Here is a 16,688-nt window from a genome sequence, read left to right as displayed (position 1 = left end):
AACGATGATGTGTGAGGTCGTATGACTTCAGTTAGCTCACCTACATATTGTGCGCTAACACACCATCATCTTTCACTACAGTTAAGTATCGATGACTTAATGATTAAACTATGTATAACACCTTCGTGCAACATTCTTAATTGCACCTCTAACATGTTAACTATACTTGTCTTGTAATTTATTATTCTACCATATACCTAAATACCCGTCGACAGAACCTCTAAGCTTAAATATGACTATTGTATGAGTTCTGTACATTTTGCTAAGTGTAAAATGCGAGTGAGGATTGGAGAAGATTTCTTCAACTGTAGTCTTGTGTGTGGTCTTCAATGTGATAAAAAATACGTAAAGATAACTGTAAAGTGTTATGTATACGTTGAGAGTGGTCCCATTAGCAGGCGAAAGTTAAACATTACAAGGTATTAAGAGTAAAGCATTTAAAGAAAAGCATGAAAAAACCACAGCACTTCACGTACTGTGGCTTCCCTTCTACACTCACTATAATTAGTCAGCGTAAATTTCATCTAAAGGTTTAACGATGATTTGGTTGATTTCTTGGAATACTTGGCTCATTTTTTGTTCAGCAGCCATAAGTTCAGAAATGTTTGAGTCTTTTTCGATTTCTTGAGCTTGCTCTTGTGCTTTTTGAAGCTCTTCTTCACCGATTTCTTCACCTTGCATTTGTTTTTGTTGGAAGTTCATTTGAGTTTCACGGAACTCATCGAATAATTTTTTAGATTCTTCGTTTTCTTTCACTTTAGCGTAAGCATCTTTGATTGCTTTGTATTCATCGCTTTCACGTAAAGCTTGTTCTAATTGGTTTGCATAATCATGTAAATTTACTGCCATTTTGTTACACTCCTTTATTTGATCTGTGTTTTTACCACATCGATATTACAATAACATAAATCAAAACCTTATACAAAGATAGCTATTATGCCTTGCAGACAACCGATGATTCCTCCGAGCAAGAATCCTAGTAGCATAATCAACTTCAATTCCTTGTTGGCAATCTCGATAATGAGACGCTCAATGTAGTCTAAATCGAACGTGTTAATTTGTTGCTCTATCATGCCACGTAAGTTCACACGTTCCATGATCGGTGAAAGTTGACCTGAAACATAGTTGATAATGATCGTCGTAAGATGTTGCGATACATTCTTCTCAATGAGTTCGATGACTGATGGCATAAGTGAGTTAAGCGGTTTATGAACTTGTGTACGCAGATTGACTGAATCCATCAGCATTGTGACAAACGATTGGCCGAATGAGTTGAATTTGTTGTATGAGACGATTTCATGTAGCGTCTTAGACTTAAATGTCTCATATTCATTATGAATAACTTGTTCAGCAATCTTATGTGCTTTCGGATGATTCGTTAAACGGATGAGTTCAGTACGAATGCGCTCCGCAATATGCTCTTTCGTCATAAACATTTGCAATAGCCCGATAATTTTACCTTTCTCTTGAAAAAATGTATCTAACATACTGTTGATATCTGCAACGCCTTTATCAGACGTCAGATACACTTTCGCGCGTTGGAATAAAAGTTCAGGCACGTCTTCCATCTTGTCGTCCGCAAACTGAATCACATTAGCTGGTAGGATTTCCTGTAGTGTTTGATGCTGATGTTGTTCGTAAAAGTGATCGAGTTTCTCTTGCGTCCAGTTCTCTGCTTTCTGACCCACTAATTCCACGGCATCGACGTCAAACTGTTGTGCAAAGTATTGAATCGTTACGTGATCAGATTTCAATTTCTGAACTTGTTTGTACAACATATCGTCAATGGCTTCACGTGTAGACGGTTCGTTAAGTTTCGACTTAATGAGCGATTCAGTAAGCAAGTGCTCTTCGATAACCTGACCAATCTTAGTGGCAATCTCTTCACGTCGTTTCGGTATTAAACCCGGTGTGAATGGAATACGCTTGCCAAACAAATGATAGGCTTTAAATGGATGGAATAACATGCGTACAGCAATCATATTCGTTACACCACCGATGATTGCCCCTATCACCATCATAAAGATAATTATTAAAAATGCGTGCATAATTTAACCCCTTAATCATATTACTAAACTAAATAAAAGAGTGAGACACTTTCGTAGAAACTTACGAACTGAGCGTCTCACCCATGAGTGAATGATTCAACCGATTTGATGGTTGGTTATTCAATTACTCTATCTCATAGACATTGTAGATAAATGTCTCGCTTATCAGGATTATGATTTAATCGCTGAGGAGATAACGCGTCTTCAAAGTTCGTTCTCTTCATCATATCACGTTATTCTTCAGGATTCTTCTATCATAATTCTTAGAAGATGTGCGCAAACTCTTCTTTAGTTAATCTGAGTAAATAAGTCTCAGCTTCTCTTAACTTCGAAGTACCGAAGATCGGTTGTTTATCACGGTCTAATACACGGTAAAGTTCGCTGACTTTATTGCTTTGAAGGATGTAACCGTCACGGTTATCCATTGTTTGCCAATAAATGTCACTCGTTGTTGAGTAAATTGGGTACGCACAGTGATTGCGAGATACAGTTTGAACCATTTCTAACGGATCGCATCCAAATGTACTGTTAAGCACTTCAGAATCTCTAAAGAGTGCACAGATAGACACACATGTTGTCCAATTTGGTAAGACACGCTCTTTTTCAATTTGTACTAACGTCTTCTTAGATAGTCCAACTGTTTGAGCCATCGTATCTTGTGTGTAGCCCGCTTCGATACGAACCATTTTAAATTTTGATTGAATTAATTCTGTAAAATTCTGTCTATCCATTTGTATAATCTACCTTTCATAAAGAATATTTTATCCGGACACAAGAAATTGCAATAATACACACTTCTTGAAACACAAATATCATCTTAATATATCTTTAACAAAATGAAAAGAGTGAAACGACGTTTAGTGGTTATTTTTAAAATTACATAATTGTCGCAATAATGCAGCATAGAATTTAAAACTATCTTATATTGAACTAAGACACGATTAGAATTCATTTCACTTTATTAAAAACATATGAATCAAAAATTCGTGTATTACTCATCTCTATAAACACCATTCATTATTATAGCTTATTTCACCCTATAATTCACTGGAAATTATTCGCAAATATTTAATTTTATATGAACTTTTTGTTGCACGAGACTATATGTAAGCGCCTTCATTAATTTTAGACTACTTCGAAAGAATAAATTCAAGAAAATAACGAATCATTCATGCATTATTAACACCGCTTTGACTCGTCATCTCGACTGTATAAAAACTGTTTCGCTTCTTCTAAACAACTTTTACTTACTGAAGCCAACTCACAATCCTTCTAAATTAACTTGTTCTCAATCGCACAAATCGCCGCTTGTGTACGATCAGTCACTTGCAACTTACTAAAGATGTGGCTTACGTGTGTCTTAACCGTCTTCTCAGATACAAATAATGTCTCTGCAATTTCTCGATTGGTCTTTCCTTTCACCATCTCTTTCAACACTTCAGTTTCTCGTTTGGACAGTTTATTCGTATAATGGGGTTTCTGACTCATCGCATCAATGACTTGCTGCGCCTCAGGGTGAATAATCTTCTCGCCATTCAACACACGGTGAATCGTGCGTATGAGTTGCTGAGGTTCTACATCTTTCATCTCGTAACCATCCGCACCTTTCGTGATAGCAGAAATTACGTGCTCATCATCGGCATAACTTGTCAGTACGAGAATCTTCACATCTGGATAATTTGCTTTCATCCACTCAGTAATTTCTATGCCATTCATCTCAGGCATCACAAGATCTAGCAATATCAAATCTGGACGGTCTTCTGTCTTCATATAGTTGATAAAATCTTGTCCATTTGAAAAGCCTTGCACTATTTCTAAATCATCCACAGTAGAAAGTAGAAATTCCAAGCCTTGTCTTACTATATAATGGTCATCAACAAGTATTACTTTATACATTCTTACTTCTCCTTTAAGCTCTATTCAACGGTATGACGACTTCAATTGTCGTTCCTTCACTTGAGGACTCAATGGAAAGGTCGCCTTGCAATAACTTTGCGCGTTGCCACATATTATTTAAACCGTGCGAGGTCTCACGTGTGCTATCCGTAACATCGAAACCTCTGCCGAAATCCCTGACGCTCACATGTACATTCTCCTGGGTTTGCGTAATGGTAAGCTGAATTTCGTGCGTATCGGTATGTTTCTTCGTATTATTCATCGCTTCTTGAACGATGCGATAAAGATGTTCTTCAACAGTACTTGATAAATCAATAAGTCCATGTACTTCAGGGTGTAGCGCTAACTCCAACATTTCGCTATATTGCTTCAGTGCATGCACTAAACCGTGCTCCAGACCAACTGGCTTCAATTGCCAAATGAGTGCCCGCATCTCACTGACGGCATTCTGACTCGTTTCCTCAATGACTTTGAACGCTTGTTGGGCTTTTGCAATATCTGTGAGACCTTGCCCTGCATGAGCTGTCACTTTCACTGAGAAGAGCATTTGATTCACTGAATCATGTAAGTCGCGTGCTAAGCGATTACGCTCACTAATGCGAGCGGCTTCTTTTTCTTGTTCGGTTAATGTAATCCTTTTAATCGCCGAACCAATTTGGAAAGCTACTGATTCTAATAATTCAAGATCTTCTTCACTATACGTTTCTGTGTGCGGAGTAGCCACGTTCAGTAAACCATACTCTTCTTCGCCTGAGCGCAATGGCACTGTCGCATGATGCGTGATACCATCTGTCTCATCTGCGTAGTCTTGAGTCGCAAGATTAATACGTGAACAATTGATGATATTCGAGGCCTTCGTTAACCTCTTGTTCTCATACGCTTGCACACACCAACAGCTGCCTTGCGTCATATAGGCGCACTGGTTACGCGTCAACGCTTTAGGTAAATGATAATCACTGACGAGTTCATGTTCACCTTCGTTATTGATAAAAAAGATCCAACCTGTCGAGAATTCACTACCTTCAACTAGAGAACGCAGAGCCCCATCTAACATACTTTTCATTTCTGTTTCTTCATTAAGAAATTCAGCTATTTCTTTCAACAACGCTAAACGTGTCGGTTTTTCCATCATCATTCGCTCCAGTTTCGTCTAACTCTTATCAGTATATTATAATTTTAGGTGAGATGAAAATGTGATTTAGTTCCGATTTTGAATGTGATATGATGGATGAGAATAATTGAGGAGTGCATGTTATGAATATTACTATTGCAGAAATCTATGATGGAATGACATTAAGAGAATTATTCCAATTTTTACACTTACCTAAAAAAGATTTACATCAACTTAATATGTCCAAAGAAATTACAATCAATGAACAACCTGCGAAGCTCATGGATCGAGTGCAAGCTGGTGACAAAGTCTACATCCCTACCCCTGAGGAGAAGAGCAACTATCTTCCAAGTTATCGCTATGCACAAATTTACTATGAAGACGATGATATGTTGATTGTGATGAAGCCTAAAGGGGTCAAGACGCATCCGAATGACTTAAAAGAAAGTAATACATTAATGAATCACATCATTTATACCGTAGATAGCGAATACGTAGAGCCGATTCATCGTTTAGACCAAGAAACGGTCGGTCTATTGATCGTAGCAAAAAATCCTCTCATGAAGAAGATTCTAGATCGTATGCTTGAAGATAATCAAATCGATCGTATTTACCGTGCTAAAGTTAAATCGTTGCTTCCAGTTAAGCCGCAAACGATAGATATGCCTATCGGTAAGGACAAGTTCCATCCAAATCGTAAGCGCGTCTCCTCAACAGGTCAACGCGCTATTACACACATCATCGATTCAGAAATGCTTGAAGAAAACGTATGTCAACTAGAATTGAAATTGGACACAGGACGTACACACCAAATTCGCGTTCACTTAGCTGAAATCGGCCATCCTGTCCTAGGTGACCCTTTATACGGTAACTCTACCTTACGTCAACTTCAGTTACACAGCCATAAGATTGAACTTATCCACCCTTTCACTCGGGAGCAAATTTCTGTTAGCTTAGATGACGAACCATTGAATTAGGTATAAATTTTTGAGTCTTAGCGAAATATTTTTAAGATATAGTTCTTGTTCTCTTTGTGAAAAATCGATGCACATTGAGAATGGTAGTTCTAACTTCAAATCAAACAAAGAAGTTCCTACTCAACCGATTTCAAGGTTAAGTAGGAACTTTTTCTTAGATATCAATCTTTTATCTCGTAATATGCGCGTACGATTATCTAGGTTCCACCATATCTTCTGGTTTAATCCATTCTTCAAATTGTTCTTCAGTCACATAACCGCTATCAATTGCAGACTCTTTTAATGTAAGTCCTTCTTTGTGTGCTTTTTTAGCGATTTTCGCAGCTTTTTCATAACCGATATGAGGGTTTAGCGCTGTAACGAGCATTAATGAATTTTTAAGATATTTCTCGATATTTTCATCGATTGGTTCAATACCTACAGCACAGTTTTTATTAAATGTTGCCATACCATCAGCTAAGAGGTAAATAGATTGTAATGTGTTGTGTAAGATCACTGGTTTGAAGACGTTTAATTCAAAGTTACCTTGTGAACTTGCTACACCTACAACTGTGTCGTTACCCATAACTTGAGTAGCAACCATTGTTAACATTTCACATTGTGTAGGGTTAACTTTACCTGGCATGATAGAAGAACCTGGTTCGTTCTCAGGAATCGCGATTTCAGCTAAACCAGCACGAGGACCTGAAGCTAACCATCTTACGTCGTTCGCAATCTTCATAAGGTCGCCTGCAAGTGCTTTTAACGTACCATGTAATTGGACTACTTCATCGTGAGCTGTTAACGCGTGGAATTTATTCTCAGATGAAACGAACGGATGACCCGTATTGTCAGCGATATGCTTAGCTACACGATCACCAAATTCAGGATGCGCGTTGATACCTGTACCTACTGCAGTACCACCAATCGCTAAGTTTAAGATATGTGCTTTAGATTCGCTGAGTAAGTCTTCACAACGGTCAAGCATAAAGCGCCAACCACTGATTTCTTGACCTAAACGAATTGGTGTCGCATCTTGTAAGTGTGTACGACCAATTTTGATAATTTCATGGAATTTCTCTTCTTTTTCTTTAAAAGTATCACGTAATGCTTTAAGCGCTGGTTCTAATTTCGCTTCTACTTCACTGTATAAAGCAACGTGCATAGCAGTTGGGAACGTGTCGTTAGAACTTTGTGATTTGTTAACGTCATCGTTTGGATGGATACTTTCGTCACTGCCGTGTTCTTTCAAGTACTCATTCGCCACGTAGCTAACGACTTCGTTCACGTTCATGTTACTTTGTGTACCGCTTCCTGTTTGCCATACCACAAGTGGGTAATGTTCATCTAATTCTTTGTTAAGCACTTTGTCACATGCGTAAACAATCGCATCTTTTTTCGCTTCAGAGAGTTTGCCTAAGTCGAAGTTCGCTAATGCAGCTGCACGTTTCAATTGTGCAAAACCATACACGACTTCGATTGGCATTTGTTCTTTACCTACAGGGAAGTTGCGCTTACTACGTTCTGTTTGCGCTCCCCAATATTTATCTGCAGGTACTTCAATTTCTCCAAATGTATCATGTTCGATTCTTACTGACATTGAATTTCTCCCCTTCAATTGGTTATTTAACTTTAGTATAGCATTATTCTTTTTACGTCGGCAATCGTGAAATATAACGCTTTCATAATCCTAGTGACATCCATTTATATTTCTCACTATTTTCTCTTACTACATAAGTAAAAGTAGAGTCATCTCTTCTGAAATGACCCTACTTTATTATTACACTACTGGATTTAATTTTATTCTAAAACGTTATTGTGACTTCACTCTCACGTGCGCAAATTGTGCTTTAACAGCTTGTACAATGGCTACTGCAGTTAGTATGAATAGAATAAGACCTATAACCAAAGTGACCGGACTTAGCGTAATTAAGACGCCCAGGAAGCCATGTAATGATTGATAGAAACCATCTAATGCTTTAAATAGAATGCCCGTAATCAGTACGCAACAGATGACGCTAATAATTACGCCTGTTTTGTTACTTTTAATAAAAGCTTGTCCAGTGACGTCATCCACGAGTCCTTTAGATAAATTCAATTGCATTTGGATGACTTTAAACAGAATCGGCATATAAACTGCACCAAGCGCCATCGGGAAACCTTTGATAGAGATGAGATTGACGATAAACGCTGCCAACATAATCCATTTCCAATTTCGATATAACATAATGTGCTCCTCATCGTATAATTTAGCATAGTTATTCTAACATATCCGTTGCGTTGTGGCACTGGTTGAATGAGGAGTTAATAAAAAAGATGTATCGCCAAGACTGTCGACGATACATCTATGCGTGGTTGTTCGTTCAACAAGTGCGTTTCCTTACTCATCTAAATCTGAACGAACGTCTTCATCATGTTCTTTGTTGAGTTTATCTTCGTCATTTTCCTCAGAAATTTGTTCCATTTCCTTTCCGAGTTCAACGACATCACTATAATCATCAACCATTTCATTGTCAGGTTGTTCTTCGTAATGCTTATCTTCCATGCTGATCACCTCTTTCAATCGCTGCGTGGATTAAGCAAAGTGTGCTGTAAAGTATTGTTTCACATCTTCAGGTAAGCCTTCTGCAGCAGCTTCGTCAAGCACTACATTTACCATGCGATGTGTTTTTAAATCTGCTGGTTCAAAGTTAGTCTTACCATTCTCTTCGTATAAACGTTTAACCGCTTCTTTCTTCTCAGCACCTGTAATAACGAGAATCACTTCACGAGCTTTTTGTAAACCTTGGCGCACGCTTACATCTGTCTTACCTTCGTCAGAAATTGAAGCAACTTGAGTGATAAGTTTGCCTTTATTTTCTTTCGTTTTAATCTTCTCATCAATGAATGATTCTGCATCGTCATCAAATGAGATTTCGTAAATTTGACCTTCAGGCACGCCTAAAGCATCGTAGAAAGAACGATTATCGTCGTAATCAAGGATATTGATTTGACTGAAATCGACCGCATGACGATCTACATTCTTCTTGAGCTCGTCTAATACTGGCGCATATTCATGTGATAAATGAATCCCTGCAATAGTTGTTGGATTGTTGTTAAATTGCTTTCTGAGAATATCTGCAGTATAGACTGCGACTTGTTCTTTATTCTCTAATACTTTAAAGTTCATAGCCATAATTAATTTCCACTCCTCTTGTACATTTCAGACGGTCTTCTAACATTATTACATCTCTTACCCCAAAATAATTTTAATTAAACGTTGGAGTACGTTAAGATTATCCACTTTAAATTATACCTTGTATGACACCGTTTGCCTAATCAAATTCTTGAGTTAATCCAGGAAAGTCTTGTTGTCTCAACGCTTCATATATAAGTAACGATGCAGTGTTGGATAAATTAAGCGAACGAATATTGTGGGTAATAGGTACCCGTAATGCTGTATCTTCATATTCATCTTTAACCCATTGCGGGAGACCTGTAGTTTCACGACCAAAAATAAAATAATGTTCTTGAGAAGTATCTGAGAAATCGAAATCTGAATAAACCTTTTTACCAAACTTTGTAAGTAAATAGTATTCTCCATCTGTATCTCTGAAGAAATCTTCAATACTCTCATGATACGTTATATTTACGCTATGCCAGTAATCTAGACCTGCGCGTTTTAACATCTTATCATCTGTGCTGAAACCTAGAGGCTTAATCAGATGTAAATGCGTATCCGTCCCCGCACATGTACGAGCGATACTCCCTGTATTTCCTGGTATTTCAGGTTGAAATAATACGATATGATTCGTCATGATTTACGTTCTCCCCATTTCTAATCCTTTAATCATTTCCTCTTGAACTTCTTCAAGTTCTGCATCGTAATGCGCATCGATAAAGGGTCTCGCTTCGTCACCTTGAATTTGGCCAATCGCCCAGTAGGCTGTCGCTCTTATCATCGGCCGTGGATCGTTGACAGCGACCTCTTCCAACTCAGGTATAGCAGATGATTCTTTAAAATGTGCTAAAGCGATAATCGCATTACGTTGAATCGGTTTCTTACCACGCCAAGCGCCTGCTAAATGACCATATGTTTCTTTAAACTCTCTATTGCTCATCTGTAATAATGGAACGAGTCGTGGTTTCAATATTTCAGGTTCTAATACAATATCATCATGCTCAGTATTGATTCCTCTATTACGCGGACAGACTTGCTGACAAGTATCGCAACCATAGAGACGATTACCGATCTTATAGCGGTACTCATCTTGAAGATACCCTTTCGTTTGAGTCAGAAAGCTAATACATTTCTGAGCGTTCAATTGACCATTTCCTACTAGAGCGCCAGTCGGGCAACGATCAACGCACATCGTACAATCTCCACAACTATCGATGAGCGGATCGTCTGGTGGAAACGGAATACTTACTAGCATTTCGCCAAGATACGTCCACGTTCCTAGGTCTGGATTGATAACAAATCCATTTCGCCCGGTATAACCTAACCCAGCTCTCTCGGCAACAGCACGATCAGAAAGCACTCCTGTATCGACCATTGATTTCATTTCTACATCAGGAACGCGTGATTCAATATACTCAGCCAATTTATCTAAACGTTTACGCATAATCGTATGATAATCTTGCCCCCAAGAAGCGCGCGCAAACATCCCTCTACGCTCGCCCCTTTTACTACGAGGTGCGCCTTTCAACTTGTTCGGATAACCGACTGCAATAGCAATGATCGAACGTGCAGTGGGCAAAGAAAGTTTCGGTTCTGTACGGAGCTGAATGTCATCTTCTTCAAATCCTGAAGCGTATCCTTTCGCATGATAGTCCACGAGCTTCTGCTTCAACTCATCAAACGGATCTGCTGTTGTAAAACCAATACTGTCAATGCCTATCGTATGCGCATATGCAATGACATCTTCCTTTAATTGTTTCAAATCCATGATTCTACCACCCTAAATCAACATACAGCCATTATTCTAACATAGACGTGCCTACTAACGCGTCTTGAAATAACTATCTTTTTTAAAAATTTTAGATGTTCAATTATGTGTCTTTGTTAGATTTGTAGGAGAAGTAATTGGGCGAATTAAGACGTCCGCAAAAATTTAAGTTTGCTCAAGTTTTTCAGGTTAAATGACAAAATCCCTAGAATGACTGAAGATGTATATCAATCATTCTAGGGATAATATATTCATCATTACTATTTGAATTAAAGTACACGATTTAAGAATTGTTGAGTACGTTCATGTTGCGGTTGTGAGAAGATTGCATGCGGATCACCTGTCTCTACGACATAGCCATCTGCCATGAAGACCACTTTATCACTAACGTCTCTCGCAAAGCTCATCTCGTGCGTTACAACGACCATTGTCATACCTTCTTTAGCAAGTTCACGCATAACGTCAAGCACATCTCCAACCACTTCTGGGTCTAGTGCTGACGTAGGTTCGTCGAAGAGTAAGACGTCTGGATGCATGGCTAATGCACGTGCGATAGCAACACGTTGTTTTTGACCCCCTGAGAGTTGCAAAGGATACGTGTCTGCTTTGTCCTTTAAACCTACTTTATCTAAGAGTTCGAGCGCTTCCTCTTTTAACTCTTTCTTCCCTTTTAAATTTAATTTGGAAGGTGCAAGTGTAATATTATCTATGACCTTTTTATGAGGGAAAAGGTTGAAGTTTTGGAAGACCATACCCATTTTCAAACGTAAAGATTCGAGCTTCATTTCATTCTTCATTAAATTCTTGCCTTCAATGACAATCTCTCCACTCGTAGGTGTTTCTAGGAGATTCATACAGCGAAGTAATGTACTTTTACCACTACCTGAAGGTCCAATGATAGCTACAACTTCACCTTGCTCAATAGATAAATCGATACTCTTTAAGACTTCGTTCTTACCAAAGCTTTTATTTAACTGTTTAATATCAATCACTGACTTTTAATCTCCCTTCTACGAAATAAAGTAGACGTGACAACGTAAATGTCAGCACGAAGTAAAGTAATGCTGCTACGAGTAACGGCGTGAACGGATCAAATGACGCACCTTGTACAACTTGTGCGTTGAACATAATTTCACTCACACCGATGACTGACACGATAGATGATTCTTTGATTAACGTGACAAACTCATTACCTAAGGCTGGAAGGATGTTCTTAATCGCCTGTGGTAAGATGATGCTCGACATCGTTTGTCTGTAATTAAGTCCGAGACTACGCGCCGCTTCAGTTTGACCTTTATCAACTGCATTGATACCCGCTCTGATAATTTCCGCGATATATGCAGAGGAGTTGATGACAAGTGCAATGGTACCGCATATCAGCGCAGACATATCTAGACCGAGTGCCGCTGTCGTACCGAAGTAGACTAAGAATACTTGAACGAGTAACGGCGTACCTCTTAAGAATTCAATATAAATTGAGGCTAACCAGCGTAATGGCTTGAATGTGCTGAGTTTACAAAGCGCAATGATGGCACCAAAGAGTGAACCAGCGAGCACCCCGATAGCCGATACGAGCACGGTATTCTTGATCCCTTTCAAGAAGAAACTTCCATATTTCGTAAAGAAGTTGCTATTATCACTTGCAAGATCATCTGCCGCTTTATCCTTATATTTCGCGATGAGATTATTGTCTTTCACATCTTTGATAGATGCATTCACTCTCTTCATTAATTCTGGAGAGTTTTTAGGTAATGCGATGGATGTATCTTTAGACGGTTCGTTGAATTTAACCCCTTTTGCAAATTGTAATTCTGGATTTTGCTTGAGGTATGCTTCACCTACAGGTCCTTCAATAATCATTCCATCGACTTTATTACTTTTTAGAGATAAAATAACTTCTGGAATACGTGTTAAGGAGTGTACGTCCGCATTATCAAATTCAGACTTTGCGACCTTTTCTTGGTCTGTTTGCTTTTGTACACCTAATTTCTTATTATTGAAATCTTCTTTTTTCTTATATTTATCTGCGTCACTTTTACGGATTAACATCTTCTCATCTGCTTGAAGGTAAGCATCAGAGAAATCTACTTCCTTCTTACGTTCAGGAGATGGTGTCATTCCTGAGATAATCATATCAATCTTACCTGTCTTAATCGCACCTAATAAGCTATCGAATTGCATATTGACGATTTTCAATTTCACATGGTTATCTTTAGCGATTTTTTTCGCAATTTCAACATCTATACCTGAATATTTGGTCTTACCATGTTCATTCTTTTCAAATTCGTAAGGTGCATAGTCGGCAGATAGACCTACTCGCAATTCCCCACGTTCTTTAATCTTGTCCCATTGATCACCGTTATCTTTGGCGTATGCATTAGAGTGATACAACGGTAATACGCTCATAATAGCTATAACTGTAATGATGATGAGCTTTAGTATGTATTTCATAAGCGGCCTCCCTTTGAATTATATTCATCATTATAAGTTATAACGTAAATATATGCAATATGATTTCTGGGATTTTTATACTTTTTTATGGCTTTTCGATTTATAACCATGGTCTGATAACCTTTTTTAAAATACTGCTAGGGTCAAGAAGAATGAATACAAATGTATATTATGTGCATAATATTTTATATAAGTCAGCAAAGCAATATAAATAAGCCGCACTAAGCGAATAGTGCGACTCAACAACTTTAATTTCGAATATGCAGTTTATTGTTTAGGTATTTCAAATCGATAAATCTCATCTGTGTAGCGATGTAAGAGCCTTTTACAAATCGCATGGACGAAAAATGCTCCCACAAAGGGAATGATGAGATAAGCAAAGAATAATACAATCATATTCATCGTCGGATCGCCACTCATGCGATTAAATGCATTGATCGGACCTACTAAGCCGGTATAGCCGAAACCAGCAGACATCGGCGAACCTTTGATTTGGAAGAAATAAGCAACGAGACCACCGATAATCCCATTTATCGTTAATGGAATCATGATGATTAAATTCTTGAAATATACAGGAATCATCATCTTCGCTGCACCAATAATAAGTACGAGATTGACGCCTATGGAATTCACGCGTATCGAACCAAATAAGAATGTCACGCAGGCAGCAACGATACCAAGATTCGCTGCACCACTTCCTAAACCGTCTAAACCGATAGCTGTAGCAATGGCGACTACAGAAATAGGTGTAACCATTAATAAAGCATAAGCTACACAAATTAAGATCGACATCAACATAGGATTGAGTTCCGTGAACGAAGCGATGATACGACCAATACCTTTCGTCACATGTGCCACATAAGGTAACGTAGTGAGACCGATTAAGCCACTGATGACCGGAATAACGACTGGTAAGAGAATCATTTCGAGTGAGCCTAACTTGTCACGCAGAATAAGGAACAAAGCACAAGCAATAGCGACTACGATAATTGTATTGATAATATCGCCGATTCCTTTTAACTCTACCGAACCATGGTGAAAGATAATCGCACCGGAACCTAGCATTGCAGATACCCCCACCATCGTCGCACCTGCGCCATTAAAGCGGAATTGATGGGCTGCGATAATACCAACGATAAACGCCATAAAGGATTGAATAACAAGCACGAGCTGGTAAGCAAGTTCTAAAATTGGATGTCCTTCTTTAAAGAATTTAAGTAATTCCCCAAGCAAAGCATTAGGTAGTAAAGCGATGACGACGCCTGTTCCTACCGCATTGAGGATATTAATAAAGAATTGTTTGACTGAAAGTTTTGATTCTGACATGGATGTTTCCTCCGCAAATGATATTAGATTTATGATATTACATTTAGCAGAAAAGTACAATATTGTTTCGGGATTGGTTAAACATTAAGATATATGGATGATCGAAGGAGGAGATGAAATTATTATTTCATATATAAAAGACGGCAATTCCTAAGATTTGTCTCTTGGAATTGCCTTTCATAATGTCGTTCTATTGTGTGAGGATGTGTGGACTTGCTTATTGATTAAGTGCTTTATCGAGAGATTTGATATTCTCTTTCATAATAGATTGATAAGAAATATCTTTCTTGTTCTTTTCATATTTTGTAAGCACGGACAAGTTATGGAATTCAATTGGTTTCGTATTCGTTTCTTTCTTAATCACATCTGTGACTTTAGAAGGAATATTTTGTTCATACATGACATATGGCTGATGAGATGATTTAATTTCTTTCACGATATTCATGACTTCTTTTTGACTCGGTTCCTCATCGTTCATACCATTCACACCTTTTTGTTTAAAATGATAACGATCTGCGAGATAACCTAAAGAATCGTGTGAGATGATAACTTGGTCACGTTTTTTGTCTTTAGTCACCTTTTTCATCTCTTTATCGATATCTGCTAAATCTTTGTTGAGTTTTTTATAATTCTTTTCGTAATATGACTTATGTTTCGGATCTTTTTTGACAAGTTGATCTTTAATTTCTTTCGCAAATTTTTGATCTAATACTGGATCTAACCATACATGGGGGTCATTTTCAGAATGTGCATGATGATGACCGTGTTCGTGTTCATGTTCATGCTCGTCTTCGTCAGATGCAAGCAAATCTTTTTTACTTACTTGATCAGCTAAAGCCAATTTATTGTCTTTCTCATTAATGGACTTACTGATCTTCTTCCCTACTGGATCCATATCGTCATTAGAGTAGATAAACAAGTCACCTTTTGCGATATTAATCATTTTCTTCTGAGTAGGTTCATATGAATGAATGTCTGCTCCTGCTGGATAGATGGACTGAGTATCAACATATTTACCACCTATTTGATCTGTGAAGCTTTTAAAAGCAAACACAGTAGTATGTACTTTCAATTTATGGTCTTTGCTGACCTTCTTCTCATCCTTGCCGCAACCGACTAATGCAGTAGCGAGTACAAGGATACTTATGATAGATATAATTTTCTTCAAACCGCTAACCTCCAAATCGAAATTATTACGTTTAAAATGATACACTGTTCTTTTTGAAAATGCAATACCTAAATTGGAATCATGACGATTTATTTTGATTAGATTTTTACAATAGTATGGTTAGAATAGCGAAAATTTTTCCTGAAATAATTACTAGACCCTTGTAAATATTGTATTTCATTAGATGCTCTACCTTCTCGTAATTATAAGTAATTAACAAAATATGTATTTGCTAATCTTGTACTCTTGTCACTTATTCAAGAATTATAGATCCCTCACACGAGAATAAAACTGAATCATAATACGTCTATGTAAATAGTCACATTGAACTTGACTTCTATAACCACTATAAGTTTAAACATAAATCTGAATGACAACGTACATATGAGATATGGAAAAATAATCAAAGAAGAATAACTGAAAAAGGTATATTTGATATATATGCTTCAGGAGAGCTCTATTATCTAGAAACTCTATACACAAATAAGACTTTAGATAAAATATTTTAAAAGTGAGGAAGCAAAGAAGTATGTTTTATTAATCAAATAGACACTAAATTAACGTATTAAGCATCTAATTAAAGTTCTGATCCGTGTTCATCGGTGACTAAAAAGTGACCAAAACGTGTCCAAGACTAAGGTTGTGATAACTAAAACGGGTCCAAAAATTCTAGTTTCATTAGCAAGATATAGCATATTTGATAATCACAAAAAAAGGGCTGTACACTTTTAATGGTTGGTGATAAAAAATCACTAGCCGTTAATTTTCTTTATACACCAAAAAAGGCACGAATATCTCTATAAT

General features: G+C 37.6%; 16 protein-coding genes. 1 reads left to right on the top strand and 15 read right to left on the bottom strand.

The genetic code is table 11. The annotated features are described in order from the left end of the window. Window positions 1–504 precede the first annotated feature (504 nt). The 5 genes from CD126_RS03280 to CD126_RS03260 form a co-directional block, all read right to left on the bottom strand. Entirely contained in the window at window positions 505–849 is a 345-nt protein-coding gene (locus CD126_RS03280; RefSeq protein ID WP_049408176.1) for a YlbF/YmcA family competence regulator, read from the bottom strand. Between the two features lie 68 nt (window positions 850–917). Beyond that, complete coding sequence (locus tag CD126_RS03275) at window positions 918–2,048, bottom strand: DUF445 domain-containing protein (protein ID WP_049408178.1); 1,131 nt, start codon at window positions 2,046–2,048, stop codon at window positions 918–920. A 263-nt stretch (window positions 2,049–2,311) separates the two neighbouring features. Then, complete coding sequence (gene xdrA / locus CD126_RS03270) at window positions 2,312–2,779, bottom strand: XRE family transcriptional regulator XdrA (RefSeq protein ID WP_002471127.1); 468 nt, start codon at window positions 2,777–2,779, stop codon at window positions 2,312–2,314. A 541-nt stretch (window positions 2,780–3,320) separates the two neighbouring features. Then, the gene (locus CD126_RS03265; protein ID WP_103370026.1) at window positions 3,321–3,944 is read right to left on the bottom strand and encodes a response regulator; all 624 of its coding nucleotides are present in this window, start codon (window positions 3,942–3,944) and stop codon (window positions 3,321–3,323) included. A gap of 13 nt (window positions 3,945–3,957) precedes the next feature. After that, a complete protein-coding gene (locus tag CD126_RS03260; RefSeq protein WP_103370025.1) occupies window positions 3,958–5,073 on the bottom strand; it encodes a GAF domain-containing sensor histidine kinase in 1,116 nt (371 codons plus the stop codon). A 125-nt stretch (window positions 5,074–5,198) separates the two neighbouring features. On the opposite strand from CD126_RS03260, the gene CD126_RS03255 reads away from it, so the two are divergent. After that, window positions 5,199–6,032 (top strand): RluA family pseudouridine synthase, encoded by an 834-nt coding sequence (locus CD126_RS03255; protein ID WP_049408184.1) that lies wholly within the window; start codon window positions 5,199–5,201, stop codon window positions 6,030–6,032. A 193-nt stretch (window positions 6,033–6,225) separates the two neighbouring features. Here CD126_RS03255 and fumC read toward each other — a convergent pair whose 3' ends face one another. The 10 genes from fumC to CD126_RS03210 all read right to left on the bottom strand — a co-directional run bounded on the left by fumC (window position 6,226) and on the right by CD126_RS03210 (window position 15,884). Continuing rightward, window positions 6,226–7,611: a class II fumarate hydratase gene (fumC, locus tag CD126_RS03250; RefSeq protein WP_103370024.1), complete on the bottom strand. Its 1,386-nt coding sequence runs from the start codon at window positions 7,609–7,611 to the stop codon at window positions 6,226–6,228. A gap of 213 nt (window positions 7,612–7,824) precedes the next feature. Then, window positions 7,825–8,238: a hypothetical protein gene (locus CD126_RS03245; protein WP_049408189.1), complete on the bottom strand. Its 414-nt coding sequence runs from the start codon at window positions 8,236–8,238 to the stop codon at window positions 7,825–7,827. Between the two features lie 153 nt (window positions 8,239–8,391). Beyond that, a complete protein-coding gene (locus CD126_RS12090; RefSeq protein WP_002471139.1) occupies window positions 8,392–8,556 on the bottom strand; it encodes an SAS053 family DNA gyrase inhibitor in 165 nt (54 codons plus the stop codon). A 30-nt stretch (window positions 8,557–8,586) separates the two neighbouring features. Next, window positions 8,587–9,186, bottom strand: a complete 600-nt coding sequence (locus CD126_RS03240) for a 6-phosphogluconolactonase (RefSeq protein ID WP_049408191.1) — start codon at window positions 9,184–9,186, stop codon at window positions 8,587–8,589. Between the two features lie 139 nt (window positions 9,187–9,325). Beyond that, window positions 9,326–9,808 carry a tRNA (uridine(34)/cytosine(34)/5-carboxymethylaminomethyluridine(34)-2'-O)-methyltransferase TrmL gene (gene trmL, locus CD126_RS03235; protein WP_049408193.1) on the bottom strand — a complete coding sequence of 161 codons (483 nt, stop codon included), beginning with the start codon at window positions 9,806–9,808 and terminating at the stop codon, window positions 9,326–9,328. A gap of 3 nt (window positions 9,809–9,811) precedes the next feature. Further along, the gene (gene queG, locus CD126_RS03230; protein ID WP_049408195.1) at window positions 9,812–10,939 is read right to left on the bottom strand and encodes a tRNA epoxyqueuosine(34) reductase QueG; all 1,128 of its coding nucleotides are present in this window, start codon (window positions 10,937–10,939) and stop codon (window positions 9,812–9,814) included. A 269-nt stretch (window positions 10,940–11,208) separates the two neighbouring features. After that, the gene (locus tag CD126_RS03225) at window positions 11,209–11,931 is read right to left on the bottom strand and encodes an amino acid ABC transporter ATP-binding protein (protein ID WP_103370023.1); all 723 of its coding nucleotides are present in this window, start codon (window positions 11,929–11,931) and stop codon (window positions 11,209–11,211) included. Continuing rightward, window positions 11,924–13,390 carry an ABC transporter substrate-binding protein/permease gene (locus CD126_RS03220; RefSeq protein ID WP_002471143.1) on the bottom strand — a complete coding sequence of 489 codons (1,467 nt, stop codon included), beginning with the start codon at window positions 13,388–13,390 and terminating at the stop codon, window positions 11,924–11,926. The genes CD126_RS03225 and CD126_RS03220 overlap by 8 nt, the downstream gene beginning before the upstream one ends. 267 nt (window positions 13,391–13,657) lie before the next feature. Then, complete coding sequence (locus tag CD126_RS03215) at window positions 13,658–14,716, bottom strand: PTS sugar transporter subunit IIC (protein ID WP_049408197.1); 1,059 nt, start codon at window positions 14,714–14,716, stop codon at window positions 13,658–13,660. Window positions 14,717–14,933: 217 nt separating this feature from the next. Then, window positions 14,934–15,884, bottom strand: a complete 951-nt coding sequence (locus CD126_RS03210) for a metal ABC transporter solute-binding protein, Zn/Mn family (RefSeq protein ID WP_049408198.1) — start codon at window positions 15,882–15,884, stop codon at window positions 14,934–14,936. Window positions 15,885–16,688: the final 804 nt, after the last annotated feature.

This window comes from Staphylococcus pettenkoferi, assembly GCF_002902685.1.
Lineage (GTDB): Bacteria > Bacillota > Bacilli > Staphylococcales > Staphylococcaceae > Staphylococcus > Staphylococcus pettenkoferi.
The sequence above is the reverse complement of the archived record's forward strand: the minus strand, read 5'-3'. Positions and strand labels throughout refer to the sequence as shown.